Source organism: Alcaligenes sp. RM2, from assembly GCF_052931795.1.
Map to the genome: position 1 here is coordinate 336661 of NZ_JBRFIO010000003.1, position 19067 is coordinate 355727.

12 protein-coding genes are annotated in these 19067 nt (G+C 55.8%); 7 read left to right on the forward strand and 5 right to left on the reverse strand.

What is annotated here, in order from left to right:
* Nucleotide 1: 1 nt before the first annotated feature.
* Nucleotides 2-925, reverse strand: a complete 924-nt coding sequence (locus tag ACU6HM_RS13225; protein ID WP_250756060.1) for an EamA family transporter — start codon at nt 923-925, stop codon at nt 2-4.
* A gap of 154 nt (nt 926-1079) precedes the next feature.
* Here ACU6HM_RS13225 and ACU6HM_RS13230 point away from each other — a divergent pair, with 154 nt between their 5' ends.
* On the forward strand, nt 1080-2684 hold the full coding sequence (locus tag ACU6HM_RS13230; protein ID WP_336974784.1) for a phospholipase D family protein: 1605 nt from the start codon (nt 1080-1082) through the stop codon (nt 2682-2684).
* A 92-nt stretch (nt 2685-2776) separates the two neighbouring features.
* Here ACU6HM_RS13230 and ACU6HM_RS13235 read toward each other — a convergent pair whose 3' ends face one another.
* Entirely contained in the window at nt 2777-6385 is a 3609-nt protein-coding gene (locus ACU6HM_RS13235; RefSeq protein WP_336974787.1) for a BTAD domain-containing putative transcriptional regulator, read from the reverse strand.
* Between the two features lie 195 nt (nt 6386-6580).
* Here ACU6HM_RS13235 and ACU6HM_RS13240 point away from each other — a divergent pair, with 195 nt between their 5' ends.
* The 3 genes from ACU6HM_RS13240 (at nt 6581) to ACU6HM_RS13250 (ending at nt 9395) form a co-directional block, all read left to right on the forward strand.
* Entirely contained in the window at nt 6581-7327 is a 747-nt protein-coding gene (locus ACU6HM_RS13240; RefSeq protein ID WP_336974789.1) for a GntR family transcriptional regulator, read from the forward strand.
* Between the two features lie 178 nt (nt 7328-7505).
* Nucleotides 7506-8399, forward strand: coding sequence for an MBL fold metallo-hydrolase (locus ACU6HM_RS13245; protein ID WP_035273671.1), 894 nt, complete (start codon nt 7506-7508; stop codon nt 8397-8399).
* A gap of 21 nt (nt 8400-8420) precedes the next feature.
* A complete protein-coding gene (locus ACU6HM_RS13250; protein WP_250756056.1) occupies nt 8421-9395 on the forward strand; it encodes a Bug family tripartite tricarboxylate transporter substrate binding protein in 975 nt (324 codons plus the stop codon).
* Between the two features lie 1204 nt (nt 9396-10599).
* Here the strand turns inward: ACU6HM_RS13250 and ACU6HM_RS13255 are convergent.
* Nucleotides 10600-11571 carry a Bug family tripartite tricarboxylate transporter substrate binding protein gene (locus ACU6HM_RS13255; RefSeq protein WP_446763929.1) on the reverse strand — a complete coding sequence of 324 codons (972 nt, stop codon included), beginning with the start codon at nt 11569-11571 and terminating at the stop codon, nt 10600-10602.
* A gap of 37 nt (nt 11572-11608) precedes the next feature.
* A complete protein-coding gene (locus ACU6HM_RS13260; RefSeq protein WP_031232491.1) occupies nt 11609-13198 on the reverse strand; it encodes a sulfatase family protein in 1590 nt (529 codons plus the stop codon).
* 106 nt (nt 13199-13304) lie between these two features.
* Here ACU6HM_RS13260 and ACU6HM_RS13265 point away from each other — a divergent pair, with 106 nt between their 5' ends.
* Both ACU6HM_RS13265 and ACU6HM_RS13270 read left to right on the forward strand, forming a co-directional pair.
* The gene (locus ACU6HM_RS13265) at nt 13305-14219 is read left to right on the forward strand and encodes a LysR family transcriptional regulator (protein ID WP_009464011.1); all 915 of its coding nucleotides are present in this window, start codon (nt 13305-13307) and stop codon (nt 14217-14219) included.
* Between the two features lie 115 nt (nt 14220-14334).
* Complete coding sequence (locus ACU6HM_RS13270; protein WP_446763930.1) at nt 14335-15447, forward strand: diguanylate cyclase; 1113 nt, start codon at nt 14335-14337, stop codon at nt 15445-15447.
* A gap of 73 nt (nt 15448-15520) precedes the next feature.
* On the opposite strand, the gene ACU6HM_RS13275 is transcribed toward ACU6HM_RS13270, so the two are convergent.
* Nucleotides 15521-17953, reverse strand: a complete 2433-nt coding sequence (locus ACU6HM_RS13275; RefSeq protein ID WP_446763931.1) for a penicillin acylase family protein — start codon at nt 17951-17953, stop codon at nt 15521-15523.
* Between the two features lie 186 nt (nt 17954-18139).
* Between ACU6HM_RS13275 and ACU6HM_RS13280 the strand changes: the two genes are divergently transcribed.
* Nucleotides 18140-18727, forward strand: a complete 588-nt coding sequence (locus tag ACU6HM_RS13280) for a hypothetical protein (protein ID WP_009464005.1) — start codon at nt 18140-18142, stop codon at nt 18725-18727.
* Nucleotides 18728-19067: the final 340 nt, after the last annotated feature.

Below are 19067 nucleotides of genomic sequence, written 5' to 3' on the forward strand. Positions count from 1 at the left end.
CTTACTTGCGTGGGGCGCGCTGGTAGGCCAATGCCACAATCCCGCTCAGCACCACCGCGCCACCCAGCAATTGGGTGGAGTTCAAGGTTTGTTTCAGAATCAGCCAGCCCAGAATCAGCGAGGCCACCGGCTCCATATTCATGAAGGGCGCATTGCGTGTCATGTCCAGGCGGGGAGCCAGCACAAACAGGGTCACAAAGCCCGTGGTGTACAGCACACAGACCAGCGACAGGGCAATCCAGCCTACAGCGTCGTGGGGCAGCGAAGAGCCACCGGGCAGCAGTCCCAGAGGGCTAAGTGCAATCAGGCAGACCAAAGTTTGGCTGATGGTACAGAAACTGCGTACCAGGCCGGGCAAGGGCGCCAGTTTATTTTCTGTAATCCACAGTCCAATCGCAAAGGTCAGGGCGGTCAGCAGGCTGCAAACCACGCCCAGGACCCACTGCCCATCCAGCGTTGCGCCCTTGATCAGACTGGGAGCGTCCAGCGCCAACAAGAGGCCGACCAGAATTGCCATCATGATGATGGAGGTTTTGCGCGTGGGTTTGTGCCCGCCCAGTATCCAGGTCAGTAGCGCCAGCAGAATCGGGTACATATTGGCCACCAGCAAGGCCAAGGCGACGGGGATACGGGCAATGGAGGAATAAATCAGCATGCACTGCATGGTGATCAGCCCGCCCAGCATCAGTTGCCAGCCCAGATACTGACGGGGCACATACAGGGCTTGCTTGCGCCAGATCAGTAGCATGCTCAAGGCCAGGGTGGCCGCGGCCGAGCGAAAGATAACCGAGATGATCAGCCCGGTGCCATGGTCCAGCGCCACTTTGGCCGCGATATGGTTGGCGGCGAAGGAGCTGCCCAGCATTAACAGCAACATAATGGCAAGGTGACGGGGCAGTAAGGCAGGAGATGTTGCGGGGGGCATGCTACTTTTATTTCAAGTTTAAAGAATGGGTGGATGCTTTATTGTTGTCCGCCCTGCCACTTGCTGCAAGTATTGATTGCGAAACATGCTCAGGCCTGGTCCCGAGGGCGGTGCTACTATGTTGAGCGATGTCCATGTCCACAGAGATGCCTTCATGAAAATCGACCCCGCCAAAAAGCCGACGATTCCTCGTTCTACGGGACAAGCACCGTCCTTTTTCTGGCGCAGCTTGATGGCGGGTGGGGCCTTGCTGGCCGGCCTGACAGGCTGTGCCCTGCCTTCGCTGGAAGGACGTAGCCACAGCGAGGCGTTGCCGCTGGATCAGGCCAAGGAAACCATGATTGGCCAGGCAGTGGCTCCCTTAGTTCAGCAGCATCCTGGCTTGTCGGGCATTTATCCTTTGTTCGATCCACATGATGCCTATGCTGCCCGTGCCTTGTTAGCCTTTGCCGCTCAAAAAACGCTGGACGTGCAGTATTACATCTGGCGGGGCGACACCACCGGCACCTTGATGCTGGGCACTTTATTGCAGGCTGCCGAGCGTGGCGTGCGTGTGCGCTTGTTGATTGATGACAACGGCATCACCGGGCTGGATGATATCTTGGCCGCTTTGAACGCTCACCCCAATGTCGAGGTACGGCTGTTCAACCCCTTTGTGCTGCGCTGGCCCAAACCTCTGGGTTTTCTGACGGACTTTTCCCGTCTGAACCGGCGCATGCACAACAAGTCTTTTACCGTGGATAACCAGGTCACCATTATTGGTGGGCGCAATGTGGGCGATGAGTACTTCGGTGCGACTCAGGACGTCTTGTTTGCGGATCTGGACGTGATGGCAATTGGCGCGGTGGTGCAGGACGTCTCCAAGGATTTTGACCGTTACTGGGCCAGTCAATCGGCCTATCCGGTGGACAGCCTGATCAAAACGGGTGGTTCGGAAGCCCTGATGAAGTTTCAGGCTAAGTTGCAGGAAGCCGAAGCGCAACCACGCGCCAAGGATTACCAGCAGGTGCTGCGTGAATCGGATCTGGTCAGCCATTTGGTGCGTGGTGAGCTGGATTTCCAGTGGGCGCGGACCACCATGATCAGTGATGATCCGGCCAAGGCCCTGGGCCCGGTCAACCCTGAGCAATTGATGGTCTGGCAAATGGACCATGTGCTGGGCAAGCCCACCAGCCAGGTGGACCTGGTGTCCTCGTACTTTGTGCCTACCGCTGCAGGTGTACGGGCCTTTGAGGACATGATGAAGCGGCCTGGCATGAAGGTCCGTATCCTGACCAATTCCCTGGCTGCAACGGACGTGACGGCCGTACATGCAGGCTATGCGAAACGACGTAAAGCCTTGTTGGAAGCTGGGGTGCAGTTACTGGAGCTGCGGCCCACCATGGACAAGCCTACGCGTCACGGCTCCGGGCCTTTTGGTAGCTCGGGTTCGGCTCTGCATGCCAAGACCTTTGCGGTAGACGGTAAGCGCCTGTTTGTGGGCTCTTTTAATTTCGATCCGCGTTCGGTCAATTTGAATACGGAGCTGGGCTTTATTATCGAGAGCCCTGAAATGGCGCAAGCCCTGTCCAAGAGTTTTGAGGACGTCCTGCCTTACCGCAGCTATCGTGTGGAACTGGATGAAAACGGTGATCTGGTGTGGATTCAGTTGAACGAAGACGGCACCCAGCGCTTTTTCACCTCCGAGCCGAATGCCAGTATCTGGCGTCGAGCCGGGGTAGGCGTCTTGTCTATCCTGCCGATCGAGTGGCTGCTTTAAGCCGATTCAATTATCGGTAGTGGATCTGAAATGCCCCCAAGGAGTCAGCTTGATCCTTGGGGGCATTTTCTTGTCGTTACTGGTTTTATTGACTAGACCTTGAGCTTTTGCACGGCCTGTCGGCGTGTCTGAATCCAGTCTGCGTAGCGATGCAAGCCATGTTTTTCCATGTGTTGCTCGGCCAGATTCCATTCCTGCAAGGCTTGTGCGTTCTCGCCCAGCGCCATCCAGGCGTCTCCGCGCACACAGTGCAGCTCGGTGCCCAGACTATTGGTGTCATAACGCAGACCTTGAGCGGCAGCCTTGTCCAGCCAGGGCATGGCTTCATTGCTGCGACCCAGACGTATCATGGCGCGAGCAATACGGCTCATCAGGCCATCGGTGCTGATGGGTAGACCGTACTGGGCGATCTGTACGCAATCGAGCAGGGACTGCAGGCTGGTTTCTCGGCCTTGCAACATCACTTGGCAATAGTGCAGGTAAGAGCGACTAAGTGCAGACCAGGGCTCGGGGTTATGCGATTTTTGCAGCTCTTGCAAGGACAGCTCGGCCACTTGCTGACAGTCTTCAAGCTGTTCCATCAGGTAGTAGGCCTGCATGACGAACAAGTGCGTAATGGCGCGTAGTGAAAAAGTGGTATCCACACGCAAGGATTGCAAGGCCAGATGGACATGCTGCTGAGCAGCATCCATATTGCCTTTCAAGGCCAGGGCGACGCTCAGGGTTCCAAAGGTAATGGACTGAGGAAAGTGCTCGGCAATGGCCTGACGACCGTTCTGCTCCTTCAGGTCATCAAAGACGGCCAGGCTCAGGTTCAGCGTCTGGATGGCATTGGTGACATTCCCTTTCCACAGCTCGTGCTGACCAATGGCGTACAAGGCCCAGCTGCGGTTCTGATCGTGGCTGGTTTCATTGGCCAGAGCCAGTAACTGGCGCGCTTTTTGCAGGGCTTGCTCGAAATTGCCCTGGGCTTGAAAGGCTGTCCAGGCTGTCCACAAGCTGATCATGACCTGATCCGAGTCATGCTCGTCATGCAGCTCATGGCCCAGCTCGTAGGCCATGGCTGTAGAGGCGGAGGCGGGGCCGTACAACGAGGACTCAATCGCGCCTTGCAACATGCGACATTCAAATTGCAGGGTTTGGCGAACCTGCAAATCTTCAATCAATTCGCTGCGGTTCAAGGAGCGCTGCAGGTATTGGCTGGCCTGGCGCAGGTCGTCCTGTGCCAGCGCTTCGCGGGCCGCACGCTGCCACCAGAAGGCGGCTTCCGGACTTTCCGCTTCGCACAGATGCAGGGCAATGTACTCGGGCGCGTGACGGCGGCGTATGCCGTGCTGGGCGATGGCGTAGTGGGCCTGACGCAGTTCTTCCTGCATCGCCACACGTTCCAGTGCCTGGGAGACCAGCGGCAGACAGGAGACATGCTTGTCATGCACATCGATCAGATCCAGCGTCGCCAGCGTGTCCAGTCCACTGCTCAAGGCGGTGTTTTCCAGGCGCAGCATCAGGGCCAGCTCGTCGATGGAAATAGGCTGTGCCTGCAAGGCGATGCTGGTCAGGATGTGGCGTGTTGCGGGCAGGAGGCTGTGGTACTGGGTGCAGACCAGGTCAGTCAGGCACAAGGCATCACTGCATTCACTATTGAGCTCATGGCAGCGCAGCAGCTCGTTGGCATGGCCTGGATTGCCTGCGCTTAAGCGGACCAGGCGGCTGCGTTTATCGCGCGCCAGCCTTTGTCCCCGTTGGCCGCTTAACAGGCTGTTGATGCTGGAGCGATCCAGTGTACGCAGGCTCAGGTGCTCGGCACGTTCCAGTCCATGACCGGGTTTGCGGCTGGTTGTCAGCAGCAACGTCGGGTGACGCGGGGCCGTGTGCGCCAGCAAGCGGATCAGGCGCTGGGAAGGCGGGTCGGCCCATTGCACGTTTTCAATAATCAGCAAGCGACGGCGTGGCGAATTGCCCGGGCCGCTGAGCAAATTGAACAATAAATCCATATGAGCCGTGGAAGGCTCGTTCAGGTCTTGCTCGTCCGGGCCGCTATTTAGCCATTGATGCAGGGACTGGGCCTGTTTGGGGCTGATTTCCAGTGCCTCTTGCAAGGTTTGCACGGAGAAGGGATCGCGCTGCTTGCCGTTTTGCGAGGTGAGGTAGTCGGCAATCTGCTCGTGCAGCCAGAGGCGAATCGGATGCCAGGCCACACGACGCTTGTCTTCACGACAATTGAGCACAATGCAGTGGTGGGCGGTTTTCTGCACATAGTCCGCCAGAGACTGCACCAGCAGACTCTTGCCGATATGAGCGCGACCGTGAATGGCAATGTGATGCAAGGCACGGTTGGGACCGATATGCGCCCAGGCTTGCACCAGATGGTCGAACTCTTGCGAGCGGCCATAGACGCGGCTGGTTAAACGCGTAGGGTCTGCGTCGGAAGGGCTCAGATTCAGCCACAGCGCTTCGCTCTGGCGGCCCAGCGGGCCTTGCACATCCTTGGTGTCCAGACGCAGAGCGGCCTGCACGCTGATACGTGGCGTGCCGGGGCTGGCTTCCCAGCTCAAGGGCAGCACCACTTGTGCAAGTTGGCCCCAGGGATCGGGGTAAGCGCTTTGATCGTCCATGGCCAGATCGGCGTGCAGGGCGATGCTCAGCTTGACGTGTTCATCCATGCGCAAGGTTGCCGCAACCCGTGCCAATGCGGCTGCTTGCGCGACGGGCGACTCCAGCAACTCGGGATAACCAAAGTAGGCAATCAACTGATTGGGGCCAGCCTCACAGGGCCAGCCGCCATGCTGTTCAATCAAGGTTTGCAAGGTCTGGCGACATTGTCCCAGCAGATGGCCGCCGCGCTCACGAGCATGCCGGTGACCGGGCTCAAAGCGCAGGCAAAAGCCGACCGCGGCCAAGGGGCGCAGGCGCAGGGAGACCGTCGTGGGTAAGGATTTGGCAGGGCTGATCGAGCGTGCCGGCAAATCCACCAGACTGCGTGTCTGGGCACTGGGTTCGCAACCCAGGCGGTCGGCCAGCAAGACCGAGCATTGCTCGTAGGCGTGCAGGGCGGCTTCATGCTGGCCTTCCTGTTTCAGCAGCCGAATCAGCTCTTGATGCAGTTTTTCTTCTTCAGGCCAGATCAGGAGCCAGCGTTTAAGGTAACTGACTGCTTGCGGTGCAGGCAGCGTGCTCAGGCCAGACTGTATGTAACGGTCACGGCATTGCGACAGAGTTTGACGAATGTTTTGCTGTGTATCCTGCAACCAGTCCTGTAACTGCTCGCCATGGTGCAGTTTTACCTGCCCCAGCAAGGGGCCCTGATACAGGTTCAGGCGCTCCAGATCGTTAAGCGATGGCTGACTGGGGTGTTGCAACAGGCTGAGCACATCCACCTGGGTGTGGCTGGGGTCCAGGGCCAGGGTGTCATTGGTAATGTGCAGGGCCTGATCACAACCTTCAAAAGCGCGGCGCAAGGCGTGCAGCGCGTGGCGTAAACGAGCGCGGCCCACACTGATGGGGTCTTCATGCCAGATCGTTTCAGCCAAACGGCTGCGACTAATCGGCTTGCCCTGGGCCAAGGCCAACATGGACAATAAAATACGCGCTTTATCGTAGTTAATGATTTGTGCGCGGCATTGTCCTTTCACCAGGAGTCGGTAGGTACCGAGCAGGTAAATTTGGGCCAAGTGCGAGGCGGAGGAAGGCAAAACATCCATGGGCTCGGGCTCGTATCAAGAGTTAAGCAATGATTGGGATAATGTATCCGATACGTTTAATTTTCGTTTACCAACTTTTGCAAAAATAAACGCTTTGCTTGTTCAAGATTAAACCTTTTTGGGACATCTCCGGCTTAACTCATCGCAGGCTATGATGTGGACTTGTCACTTTCCTGTGCTTGCTTGCCTCTTGGTATGGTCGATCCCACACGTTCATCGCTGCGCAAACAGTCCAAATTGCCTCTGTCGCTCAAGGTGAAATATACCTTGCGAGCGCGCCTGGAGCGTGGCGAATGGCCGGTGGGAACGCGTATTCCCACGTTAGAGGAGTTGATGCAGGAGTATGGCGTCTCGCGCGCTACCGTGCGGGCGGCACTGGATGAGCTGGAACACGAAGGCCTGATCGAGCGCACACGCGGCAAGGGCACGTTTGTTATTGGCGACGTCGCGCAAGACCATTGGCTGATGTTGCCCACCAATTGGGATGCCTTGATTGAACATCTGACGCGTCTGGATTCGGTCATGGTGGAGCTGGACAATGGTCTGGGATCCTTGCCCATTGAAATTACCGGGCAGTCCTTGCCCGATGAATATTGGTGGACCAGCCGTGTGAATTACGCTGATGGCGTGGCTTACAGCCTGAATACGGTCTACGTGTTGAATACACTGGCCCAGACCTTGCAACCGGAATTAAGTCAGGAACCTGTGCTGCTGGTGCTGAATCGTCTGGCTCGCGAGCAGATCCATACTATTCGTCAGACACTGACCGTGCGGGTTGCCGATGCGGATTTAGCACGCCATTTGAATATGGATATAGGCATGCCTGTGGTGCGGGTAATTCGCCTGATTGTGAACCGTGCAAATCAACTGGTTTATGCGGCACAGGTCTTTTATCCCGCTAAATATCTCAGCATTCAGACCGAGCTGACACCTGGCCTTTAAGACTGCCATCCCAGGCGCGCTGCGCCTTTACGACACTCCTAGGTAAAAACACCAAGTTATGCCGCTCGATAGCGAGGTGTACACTTTTTCCATAAAGTCCTAAAAATAGAACTTTATGACTTTATAGGGAAGGCACTGTTCTGGTGCTGGATGTTTTTATTGTTTGGAGGAGTTTTACGTGAAGATAACCATGCTTGGCACCGGCGCTGCGTTGCCAGATCCCGATCGTGCTCAGTCGTCCATTTTGGTGACGCTGGAGAATGGCAAGAATTATCTGTTTGATTGTGGCGAAGGGTCCACGCGTCAGATGGTGAAGGCCAATATCAATCCAGCCGATGTGCCTTGGGTGTTTTTAAGCCATCTGCACTATGACCACGTGTGCGGTCTGCCTTTTTTTGTACTGTCCAGCTGGGTTTTTAACCGTGAAGGCAAGCTGAAGGTTTTTGGCCCCAAAGGCACGCAGGATTTTGTGGATCATTCCTTCGAGAATGGCGCGTTTCGTGTGGATATTCAGGCTCGTGCGGCTTATCCGGCTCGTCAGAAAAATATTGAAGCGGTACGCCCCGAGGTCTTCGAGGTGGAGCCAGGTCTGATGTACGAGGACGAGGACGTCAAAATCTACATTGATGTGGTGGACCACATTCCTAGCGAAATTACGGACTGCTTTGGTATTCGTATGGAGGCTGAAGGCAAGGTTGTGGCGTTCAGTGGCGACACGGCTCCGTGTGAGTCCATGATTCGCCTGGCGCAGGATGCGGATCTGCTGATACATGAGTGCACTTTTCCGGAGTCTTTCCTGAAGCATCGCGCGCAGTCAGGGGTAGGCACGTTTGCCCATACCAGTCCTTTGCAGTTGGGCGAGATCGCTCGTAAAGCCAATGTGAAGAGTTTAGTGGCCACGCATTTTGGACATTACGACTCCACCAGTCCGGTGATTAAACGTGCGGCGGGCAATCATTTGCCGGTTGATTTGATGGGGCCGGAGCGTCTGGATGAAGTGGCTCGGGATATTCGCAAAAGCTACAAAGGCGATTTGCGTTTGGCAACGGATTTGATGCGCATAGACCTGTAAAAGGCGCGCGGGGGAGACAAGATGCAAGCAATTAAAAAGACGGTGGTGGGCTTGGTGGCTGCGCTTGGTCTGGCTGCGGCAGGTCCGGTCTGGGCGGATTATCCCGATCACCCTGTGCGAGTGGTGATTCCTTACCCTCCAGGAGCGGCGGGTGACATTATTTTCCGTATCTTGCAGCCCGAACTGTCGATGGAGCTGGGGCAGACGGTAATTACGGATTACAAGACCGGCGCGGGCGGCAATATTGGCACGCAGATGGTGGCGCGCTCCAAGCCGGACGGCTACACCTTGCTGTTTTCAGCCACCAATAATTTTGTGATCAATCAGTTCTTGTACAAGAACATGGGTTATGACCCGTTCAAGGATTTGTATGTGATCAACAAGGTGGCGGATGCGGCGGCTTTTGTTTATGTGAATGGAGATTTGCCGGTCAAGAATATGGCTGAATTCCGGGATTATGTTCAGCAGCGCAAAGGGCAGGTGAATTACGGGACGCCAGGAGCAGGCACAACGCCGGAGCTGTCGGCCTGGAAGCTGTCCGAGGCTCTGGAGGGCGACATGCTGGGTATTCATTACCGAGGCTCGGCGCCGGGGATTCAGGCTTTGTTGAGCAATGAAGTGCAGATGTTTGTCAGCAGCTATGGTTTGGGGGCGGCTTTTTTGCCTGAAGGTCGTTTGAAGGCCTTGGCAGTGGCCTTGCCAGAGCGCTTCCCGGCTTTGCCTGATGTCCCCACGATGGAGGAGCTGGGCTACAAGGACGTGGTGATCAGCAACTGGTGGGCGTTGGCTGTTCCTGCCGGGACGGAGACGGAGATCGTGAGCAGGATTGAAGGGGCTTTGGAGAAGGTTCTGGCTGATCCGGCTATTCGCAGCAAGTTGCTGGATCAAGGGTATTTGCTGTCCAAGGTTTCTGCTGAGGAGTTTCGGAAGGGACTGCCTGCGGAGGCGGATTATTGGCACGATATCGTGACTAAGGCTGGGATTAGTTTGGATTGATATGTCGCTTGGGTACAGGGTTGGCTTGATTGGGATTGAGTGTTTTGTCGAGCCTTGTATGCGAGGGCTTGTTTGAAGTGGGAGGGCGCTGGTTTTGACAGGAGGAGGCTTTCTTCTGGACGTGCTGTTTGGGCTTTGCGTGAGGCCGGTGGATAGTTTTCTTGTGGGGCCCGGGTACGGCTTGTCTTGGCGGGTCTCTTGCCCACGCTGCGCGTGGGTACCCTTGTCAGAGTGCTGGGGCGGGCGGGTCGTGAACTCGGAGCGCGGTTTGTCCCCCGGACAAACCGCAAGCGTGCTCCTCAAACAGCACGACCCTTGCATCCCGCCCCAGCACTCTGCCTGCGGCAAGAGCCCTGACTCGCCCGCCAAGCCGTACCCGGGCCCCACAAGAAAACAAGCAACATCGTGTACATAGCCCAAACAGCACTGGAGAGTAGAAATGGTTTGGACTTGTTGAACGGTGGTTTCGTTTTTCTTGGGACGCTTCAGACAGGTTTTGAGCTTGGTTTGAGTACGTGGGTCATAGGCGAGGTGACTGGAGTTGAGGAAAAAAGGGGGGGGGATTAAGTAGCTTTTTTACGATGCTGGAGGAGGCTTTAAGGTTTTGGGGCGCTACTTTTTTGGCTTTGGCTTTGGCTTTGGCTTTGGTTATTGTTGTTGTTGTTGTTGTTGTTGTTGTTGTTGTTGTTGGCCTCTTCTGGCGCCATAGCTTTCACACCTTAAACAGGGCGTAAAAGTAGCAAACCTCATATCGCATTGAGCCATTCAGTTGGACTCTTGAAAAGAAGGGAACAGAGTAATGTGAGTTTGCCGGTTGGTGCAGGTGTAGTGGTGTTCGGGCGATTCAGAGTACTTGCCGCGGTCAGTTTGGGAATTCGGGATGCAAGCCCTGTGCTGTTTGAGCGGGGCGTTTGTACTTGGTCCGGGGGACCAAGTACCCCGCGAGTTCACAGGGCGCCCGGATTCCCAAACTGACAAGGGCACCGGTGCGTAGCACCGGCAAGTGCTCAGCCCGAACACCACTACACCTGCACTAACCGGCTCCCTGCTCCTGCTCCCTTCTTTGTACGAGCAGCCTTCTCACCAACCGTTGAGTCCTTACCCCAAAGCAACTCACGAAGAAAGCCTGCTCTCAGTAATCCCCTCGAACCTATACAGCCTCAAAAAAAACAGCCCCTGAAACCAGGGGCTGTAATTCCAACAATTACTGATCAGAACGAATATTGTTATCCCGCACAATCTGCTCCCAGCGAGCGTTACGCTGCTGCACCCATTGGGCTGGAGAAACCTTGGACGAGTCGTAGGCTTGAATATCCAGCATCCGCAAAGTCTCGGCGGTGGACGGACGCTTCACGATATCGCTGAGTAAATCGTTCCATGCCTTGATCTTCTCTGGAGGCGAACCCTTGGTGGTGAAAACCAGATACGAGAAGCTCTCGTTAAAGTTTTCCAATCCAGGCAGCTTTGCTTCGGCCAAAGTAGGAACCTCAGGCAGTAAAGGATTGCGCTTGCCGCCAGAAGTCGCCAAGGGAGTCAGCAAACCTTCCTTGATCGGACCCAAGACACCGGCAATCGTCAGAAAGCCGCTGTCCAGACGCTCGCCATACATATCATTGACCACAGCGCTATTACTGCGATACGGAATGTGATCCAGCTTGATACCGCTATCCTGCGTCAAGGCCGACATCATCAAATGCCCAGGCGAACCCATACCGGCCGAGCCGTAATTCATGGGCTTGGCGCGGGCACGCTCCAGAAACTCGGCAGGCGTTGTGATGCCGGTCTTGCTGGGAACCACCAGAACCTGGTCAAAAGTACCCAGCAAAGACACCAGGTCCAGGGAGTCCCCGATCTTGAACTTGCTGTTGACGTAAATATGCGGATTGGCTGTAGCAACCGTATCCAGTGTCAGCAGCAAGGTATTGCCATCCGGCTTGGCCCGGCCCACCGCCTCTGCAGCAATCGTACCGGCTGCACCCGCCCGGTTCTCCACCACAATCGTCTGGCCGGTGGTTTCAGTGGCTTCGCGGGCCAACATGCGACCCAGGACATCTAGCGGGCCTCCTGCCACGGAGCTGACCACAATGGTGGCCACCTCGGCACTCTGGACTGGCGTAGCCAAAGGTAAGATCAGCGCACAAATGCTTACTTTGCGCAGCAAGGAAAGGGTGGGCATAGATGTCTCCAGATAGAGGTAATTAACAGTGTTCAGCTCACGCTATCGCCAAAGGCAAGGGACTGGTTTCGCTGTGAGCCATCATGGTATCGATCAATTGGCACAAAAGCGTTGTTTTTAACGCTTGCGCGTCAGGTTCATTCCACAAATTATGTTGTTCCAGCGGATCGGCTTGCAGATCGTACAGCTCGCCAATTTGACCGCCTTCATACAGGCTCAGACGGTGCTGCTGCGTGACCAGCGAACGCAGCTTGGTGCGAATGGGCGTATTGAACAGCTTGCGCTGGTTTTCTTCTTCGATCAGTACGCCTTTGCGCCATTCCACAGGCTCCTTGTGCATCACTTTCAGCAAGGAGCGACCCTGGATGCCGTTGTAGGGCAGCTGGCCGGCACGTTCCAGCACCGTAGGCGCGACGTCAATGGTAGAGCAGACCGCCTCACTTGTGCCTTGAGTTTTCGCATCCTTGGGGTCAAACCAGATAAAGGGGCTGCGAATAATGCTTTGATAATGCACAGGGCCCTTCAGCATCAATTGATGGTCGCCCATGAAGTCGCCATGATCACTCATGAAAATGACGATGGTGTTTTCCGCCTGACCAGTGCGCTCCAGATGGTCCAGAATGCGCCCGATCTCGGCATCAATATGCGTGATGGAACCGTAGTTCAGCGCAATCGCCTCGCGGGCCTCGCGCTCGGAACAGGCAAACAGCGTAGGAGTGTGCTTGATGGCTTTGCCTTCATCGCGCAGTTGATGCAGCAATTGCAGATGGGCAGGCAGGGGATGCGGGCCCAGGTGGAAGGAGTCGGGCAGGCTGACCTCTTCAGGCTTGTACATATCCCAGTACTGACCGTGCGGAGTGAAGGGATGATGCGGGTCCGGGAAGGAGCACTGAATAAAGAAGGGCTGTTGTTCCTGGGCATATTTGTCCAGCACAGCGCGGGTCCGTTCACCAATCCAGGCCGTGGTGCTGTACTCTTCTGGCACACGGGTACGCCAGGCCTGGCCAATTCGGCTTAACTCGTAGTCCGGAGTCGGGATGGCGTTTTCAGGGCCGGACAGGGCGGCGATTTCAGGATGTTCATCCTGCAGCCAGCGGCCATAGTCGCCCCAGACCTGATCGCCGTGATCAATGGCCAGGTCCACGTGCTCGTAGCCGTAAAAAGGTAGCTGAACACCGTGATCGGCGCGATCGCGCCACCATTGGCCACATTCCTGGCCGTAATCGTTGGTAGGCAGAGGAGGGCGAGCTTCTCCCTTGGTCGGAGGATCATCCGGCCGTGGGTAGAGCGGGGGCGTATCCGTTATATTTTGCAGGTGCGCCTTGCCGACCAAGGCTGTGCTCCAGCCTGCCTGGCGCAGTACATCGACAAAGGTGCTGGAATCCAGTGGCAGGGGCACACCATTGTGACGGGCGCCGTGCACCGAGGGCATGCGACCTGTCATCAGGGACGCACGGTTGGGCATACAGATTGGGGTGGCGACGTAAAATCGGTCAGCACTCCAACCACGAGCGGCTAAAGCATCCAGATTGGGCGTTTTAACTTCTTTATTGCCGTAACAAGCCAAATGGTCTGCGCGGAGTTGATCCGCAATGATCAATAAAAAATTGGGTACTGACTGAGACATGAAGTGCCTATTTTGTAGCTTTGGGTATCCCCATTATGGAAGCAGTAGCCATAATGTTAAATTGAATAACTTGCAGGTATATATACCTCTTTCATATAGGTAAGTCATGAGCTGGAGTGAACGCATTCGCTTGAAGCATCTGCAGGTTTTAATTCGTTTGTGCGAAGAAAAAAGCATGAGCGATGTGGCCCGGCAGTCCAATATGACTCAGCCTGCCTTGTCAAAATGGCTCAAGGATTTTGAAGACAATATAGGCATGCCCTTGTTCGAGCGTCATGCTCGCGGCATTGAGCCTTTGCCAGCCGCCCTGGCGCTGGTTTCCCAGGCCCAGGGGGTGTTGAATCGCCTTGACCGCATGAATGCAACTCTGGAGCAATACAGGCAGGGTTTTCGCCAGCAATTTACTTTGGGTATTTCGCCTATGGTGGCTGCGGTTTATTTGCCGCAGTTGCTGGTGTATTTGCACGAGCGCGATCCACAATGCCATATCCGTATTCAGGAAGGCACGCTGGATATTTTGAGCCGTAATCTGGAACAGGGCGAACTGGATCTGGTCATTGGCCGTGTAGATGAAGCAGGCCGTAACCCGGCGATGGCGTATTTGCCTTTGGGTATGGTGCCTTTGGGGGTAGCGGCTTGCCGCAAGCATCCTTTGGCACAGCAAGATGAAGTGACCTGGGAGCAGACGTTGGAGTATCCCTGGATATTGCCACCACGAAACAGCCCGATGCGGCGCAGTTTTGAACTGGGCCTGGATGCCAAGGGCTTGCCGTATCCCACCTGCGCCATTGAGTCCGCCTACGCACACACCAATGCCCGTGTGGCAGTCAATAGCGACTTTTTAGTGCCCATGACACGCAGCATGGTGCCGGTCTACCCGGAGCTGTGTATCTTGAACCTGGACTGGAGCGACCCGCGCTTGCATGGTCAGTTGGGTCTGTTGTGGCGCCCGCAGGATTCGGGCGAACCGATGTTGGAAGAGGTAATTAGCTGGATGAGTAAGCAACCTCAAGTGGTGTGATTGTAAGTCGGGGTCAGCGCGGGCTGACCCTGAAAGAACTGACAGCTTGTTTTTCAAACTCATGTAACTAAAAATTGCCGTTATGTTACTTTGTTTCTTCTTAGCGAATTGATTGATGGGAACAATTCTGGAAGGCTGGAAAAACTTGCAAGCGATCAGTATTAGCTCGGTGCGCGACACACTGAGCGGGAAATATCATTCTCGTGACTTCATTCATGCCCGAATGGAGTATTTGCGCAGCCGTGTCATTCTGGTCGGCTTGTTATTTGCTTTGCTGACCCCCCTTTGGACTTTGATGGACTGGCTGGTCTTGCCCAGCTGGCCCGCGCATTTGATGGCGATACGGGTTTTAAGCCTGGGGGGATTGATCTTGTGCGTATGGCTGGCTTTCAATGGCCACCAGCGCATTACCCGCATTTATGTTTTAAGCGGCCTGGTCTTTATTTTGCCGGCCTCTTTTTACGCTTATATGCTGCTGACCCTGTCCGGGGCCGGCCAGTACGTTGTACTGGGGTATGGCTTTATTCCTTTCCTGCTGGTGGCCACCTTAAGCATTTTTCCTTTCACTTTGCTGGAATCAGCCTTGGTGGGGGGCGCGTTAATTGCTTTGCAGGTTTTGGCCAGTGTCAGTTCGGGAACCTGGCTAAGCATGAAAGGTTTACAGGATCTTTGGCTTTTGACAGCCTTGCTGGTCGTCGCTTTAACAGCCAATTATTTCCACCTGGGACTTTTGCTGCGTTTATATCGGCAAGCCACACACGATACCTTGACCGGCTTGTTGAACCGGGGCGCGATTGGCCGTCAGCTGGGACAGGGACCAGTGCATGAAAGGCTGCATGTGCTGATGGTGGATCTGGATCATTTCAAGCAGATCAACGATACCCACGGTCACTCGGTAGGGGATGACGTGCTGACGCGTACTGCCTCTTTATTCAAGGCGCAGCTGGGGCCGGATGATCTGGCGGCCCGTTATGGTGGCGAGGAGTTTGTGCTGATTCTGGCCGGACGTAGTGATGCGCAGGCCTTGAGTTTTGCCGATCTGCTTTTGAGCCAGGTACAGGCACAAACCTTTTATAACCACGACCGCGAGGCTTTTCAGATTACGGCCAGTATGGGTTTGGCGGTATGCCAACCCGGTCAGGTGATTGAGGATGTCCTGATGCAGGCTGACCAGCGCTTGTATCAAGCCAAGCGCGCTGGTCGTAACCAGGTGGTGGCGAGGGATTAAGCCTGCCGGGTGAAACAGAAAGAAACGAGGCCTGGAGCGTGTGCCGCTCCAGGCCTCGTTTTCTATTGACGGCTTAGTAGCGCAGTGTTTGGCTATCCTGGCTGGCCTTGTCGATGTCCTGAGCGCTGATGGCATCGCTCTTGCACTTGAAGGCAACAAACATCTCCAACTGATCCGAGTGATGGGCGCTGGCTTCGCCTTCAGGATTGATGAAACCGCTTTGACCGGGAGCCATAACCGAGCACATGCGCACGCCGGTGGGGTCCAGCACATACTGGAATCGGGCGCTGCCGGTGTTCAGATAAGGCATGATGCGGCGCTCGTGCGCAGGGTCAGACCAAGGCACCCCAATCGCATTGCGTGCGGCGAACAGCATGGATACGGCTGGAGCACGCCATTGCTGGGCTTGTGCACCCTGTGATTTCTGTAGCGAGGCAGCAGCTTGCTCCAGTGCGTCCAGCACCAGTTCCTGGGCCGGGCGACCTTGCAGGAAATCAATTGTTTGTGGCACACCAGCAGCCGGGCCCTGGATGGCATTCCAGATCAGCTTGGCGGCCGCAGCGGGCTGGGCACTGCGCGGATCATCCATGGCCGGGTACAGGCTTTGTGTGTAGGTGTTGTAGACGCTGTCAGGCAAACGACCTTTCAGGAATACGGGCACTGCGGCTTGCATCCAGGCCTGCATCACGGCTGGGGCGCTGCCTTCGTACTGTTTGCCATTGCTGGCCACGTGCAGCTTGTAGTCCCAGCCTTTCAGTTGTTCGGCAGCCTGACGGGCCAGGGCACTGGCACGTGGCAGCTTGGCAGCTTCCTGGATGATGGGGGCGAAGTAGCGCGCATTCAGATCAGAGCGGGCACCCAGGGAGTCAATGCCCCAGATTTCTTCGTCACTCAGGCGCTGCTTGGCCTGTAGCGGTGCCAGCAGTTCCTGCACACGGTCCACATAGGAGAAGTTGGAGTTGTCTGCCAGCAAGGCACCGTAGGCCTTGTTGTTCCAGCTGGCGATATAGCCTTGCTGCGGGTTCAGCACTTTGGGGTTGTGATCAAAGCTCAGGAAGCCTTGCCATTCCATACTGCCGTCGCCCGCTGCAGGGAACTGGATCGCCTGATTGGCTGGGCGCTTGGGCAAGAGGCCCAAGGCTGCCGCACCGATATTGTTCTGGGTGTCGGCATAGAACCAGGTAATGGAAGCGCTGACGCGCGAGGCCTGAGCCATGAATTGATCCCAGTTCTTGGCCTTGGCCGCATGGGCCCAGCCCAGCAAGGTTTCAATTTCCCGGCCTTCCCAGGTGCGACGGTTGGCGTAGGCGGTGTTGTTCTTTTTGTCCCAACTGCTGACATAACCTTGAGCTGCGCGGTAAACGTCCTGCGTCACATCGTCCTGACCACGCACCTTGATGCGTACCTGCTTGTGCTCCATGGGGTGCCAGGCATTGTTGTACCAGTAACTATGCGGGTCACCGTCTTTCAAGCGCAATTGGTAGACGTCATTGGTGTCCAGTGAACCCACGGTGGAGCCCCAGGCAATCTGGCCATTGGTGCCGAACAAAATAGCGGGCAGGGCAACTGCCGTGCTGCCGGTCAGGTCGTAGCCGGCACCGTGCAGGCCGACGCTATAGGTAATGGACGGGGTGTACCAGCCTTGTTGCGGGCCGTTGTACAGCACGGCATGACCGTGGCTTGTCTTTTCGGGGCCCAGCAACCAGGCATTGCTGGCAGTAGGTGTGCCTGCGGCCACGGTGGGGCCCAAGGCCACGGCTTGCTTGTGCAGGTAGTCCTGCGCCGCTTGTGCGGACAGAGCCTGCAAATGCGTAGGCAAATCGGCCAGCGCTGCCTTGGCGTCAGGCTGCGGAATAATGGTGGGGGCAGTCGGGTCGTTCAGCCAGCGTAGTTGTTTGTAAAGCTGTTCGCCACGTTCCGCGCCCTGGTCTGCTTTCAGGGTTTCCAGCAGACTCAGGTTGGCCACTTCGGCCGTGCCAGCAAAGAAGCGGTTCAGAATCAGGCCCACCCAGACCATGGCAATGTCTTCAGGCTGCCACTCAGAAGGCTCAAACCCTTTGTCCAGAAACTCCTTGGGCATCAAGGTGTCGCGCTGGGCTTTCACCTCGCGAACGCGTTGGGTGAAACCAGCGGCATAGCCCTCGAACATGGCGCGGTCCTCTTGGGACAGAGCGGCCAATTGCTTGCGGATAGAGTCCGGATCGATATTGTTGTGAGTGACTTTATCCAGCTCCAGGAAGTCCGGTCCCAGAACTTCTGCCACGGTTCCCCAGCCAGAGCGCTTGGCAATTTCCATCTGGTATAGACGGTCTGTAGCCACGGCATAGGCATAGCCATAGAACAGGCCATAAGTGCTGTCGGCATAGATATGAGGAGTGCCGTAGCTGTCGCGCTTGATGGTGACGCTGCGCTCACTTAAGGGGGCGCTGGCACAGGCGGCCAGCAAGACGCTGGTGGTCAACACGCCAAGAGTCAGTCGGGATGGAAAGCGACGGGGAAAAGTCAAAATCTTGTCTCCAAAAGAATAGCCTGGAAGGCTACGTTTTTTTATCTCTTGAGAATATAACGTCAAAATTCTTTAGGCATTGATATTTCCAGGTGAAACCTTATAGAGGATTTCCCCAGTAGAAGCGGGGTTTGGGAACGAAACTTGCTGGTTCTTTGGTGAACACATTTATTGGGGAGCCTTGTTATGGAACGCATTATTGCGGCGGAATTTGATACGTTTGATCAGGCCCAACAAGCTGCGAGAGTCCTGCAGGGGCTGGGCTTGGAAAGTCAGGATCTGCAGATTTTCTACCTTAAACCAGGAGGTCAGCATGCGCAGTATCCGATTGGAGGTGACAGAACTTTGGACAAGGCTGCCCGAGGAGGTGGTTTGGGTGCCATCCTGGGTGTCGTTCTAGGGGCCGTCTTGGGGATCGCCTTGGGCTGGTGGTTATTGAGCATGACAAGCTGGCCTCAGCTGCTGTTGCTTGCCTTTGCGGCCTTGGGGGCTTACATCGGCGCCATGGTGGGCGGCATCGTGAAGCTGGGTGGCCATAAGCCTGAAAAAGAGCCTTTAAATCGTGTTTCGGGTGTCATGTTGGCGGCGCGTCTGGGGTCGGCCGAGGAGGCGGTACTAGTGCGCGAATTGCAGCGCAATGGGGGCTACGCGATTGAATGGGCCAACGGCAATTGGAGTGATGGCCAATGGCAGGACTTCAACCCAACGCGCACCCCTCAGTTATACGATTTACCCTCGGCGGGGCAGAAAGTTCACGAGACTCGCAGTGGCTGATTGCCACTTTGGCGCGGTGACTCCAGAGCAGTAGCTCATAAGCCTTTCTAGCGTTTTTAGCCGTTTGCTTCCCGTTTGCCGGATATGATGGAGCAGTTTATGAAAACCATGATTCGGCGCGTGCAGGAACCAGGCGGGGTGGTTGCGTTTTAATCCTTGGGCTTATTAAGTGTAGTCACTGTATATCGGTAGTTATCTTCGTTTCAGGCTATCTACTTTTTCTGCTCATTTCTTCTTGATCTCCTTGCTGTAACGGCTTTCTGCTTGGCTTGTTGTGTTTTATGCTTAAAGTGTTCAAGGGTATATCCCTAGGTCTTGGCCGATTTACTCCAAAAAATAC

Bases quoted from the DNA above. Each gene is read 5' to 3' on its own strand.
- ACU6HM_RS13225 (WP_250756060.1), bottom strand. From the start codon at position 925: ATGCCCCCCGCAACATCTCCTGCCTTACTGCCCCGTCACCTTGCCATT.
- ACU6HM_RS13230 (WP_336974784.1), top strand. From the start codon at position 1,080: ATGAAAATCGACCCCGCCAAAAAGCCGACGATTCCTCGTTCTACGGGA.
- ACU6HM_RS13235 (WP_336974787.1), bottom strand. From the start codon at position 6,385: ATGGATGTTTTGCCTTCCTCCGCCTCGCACTTGGCCCAAATTTACCTG.
- ACU6HM_RS13240 (WP_336974789.1), top strand. From the start codon at position 6,581: ATGGTCGATCCCACACGTTCATCGCTGCGCAAACAGTCCAAATTGCCT.
- ACU6HM_RS13250 (WP_250756056.1), top strand. From the start codon at position 8,421: ATGCAAGCAATTAAAAAGACGGTGGTGGGCTTGGTGGCTGCGCTTGGT.
- ACU6HM_RS13255 (WP_446763929.1), bottom strand. From the start codon at position 11,571: ATGCCCACCCTTTCCTTGCTGCGCAAAGTAAGCATTTGTGCGCTGATC.
- ACU6HM_RS13260 (WP_031232491.1), bottom strand. From the start codon at position 13,198: ATGTCTCAGTCAGTACCCAATTTTTTATTGATCATTGCGGATCAACTC.
- ACU6HM_RS13265 (WP_009464011.1), top strand. From the start codon at position 13,305: ATGAGCTGGAGTGAACGCATTCGCTTGAAGCATCTGCAGGTTTTAATT.
- ACU6HM_RS13270 (WP_446763930.1), top strand. From the start codon at position 14,335: ATGGGAACAATTCTGGAAGGCTGGAAAAACTTGCAAGCGATCAGTATT.
- ACU6HM_RS13280 (WP_009464005.1), top strand. From the start codon at position 18,140: ATGGAACGCATTATTGCGGCGGAATTTGATACGTTTGATCAGGCCCAA.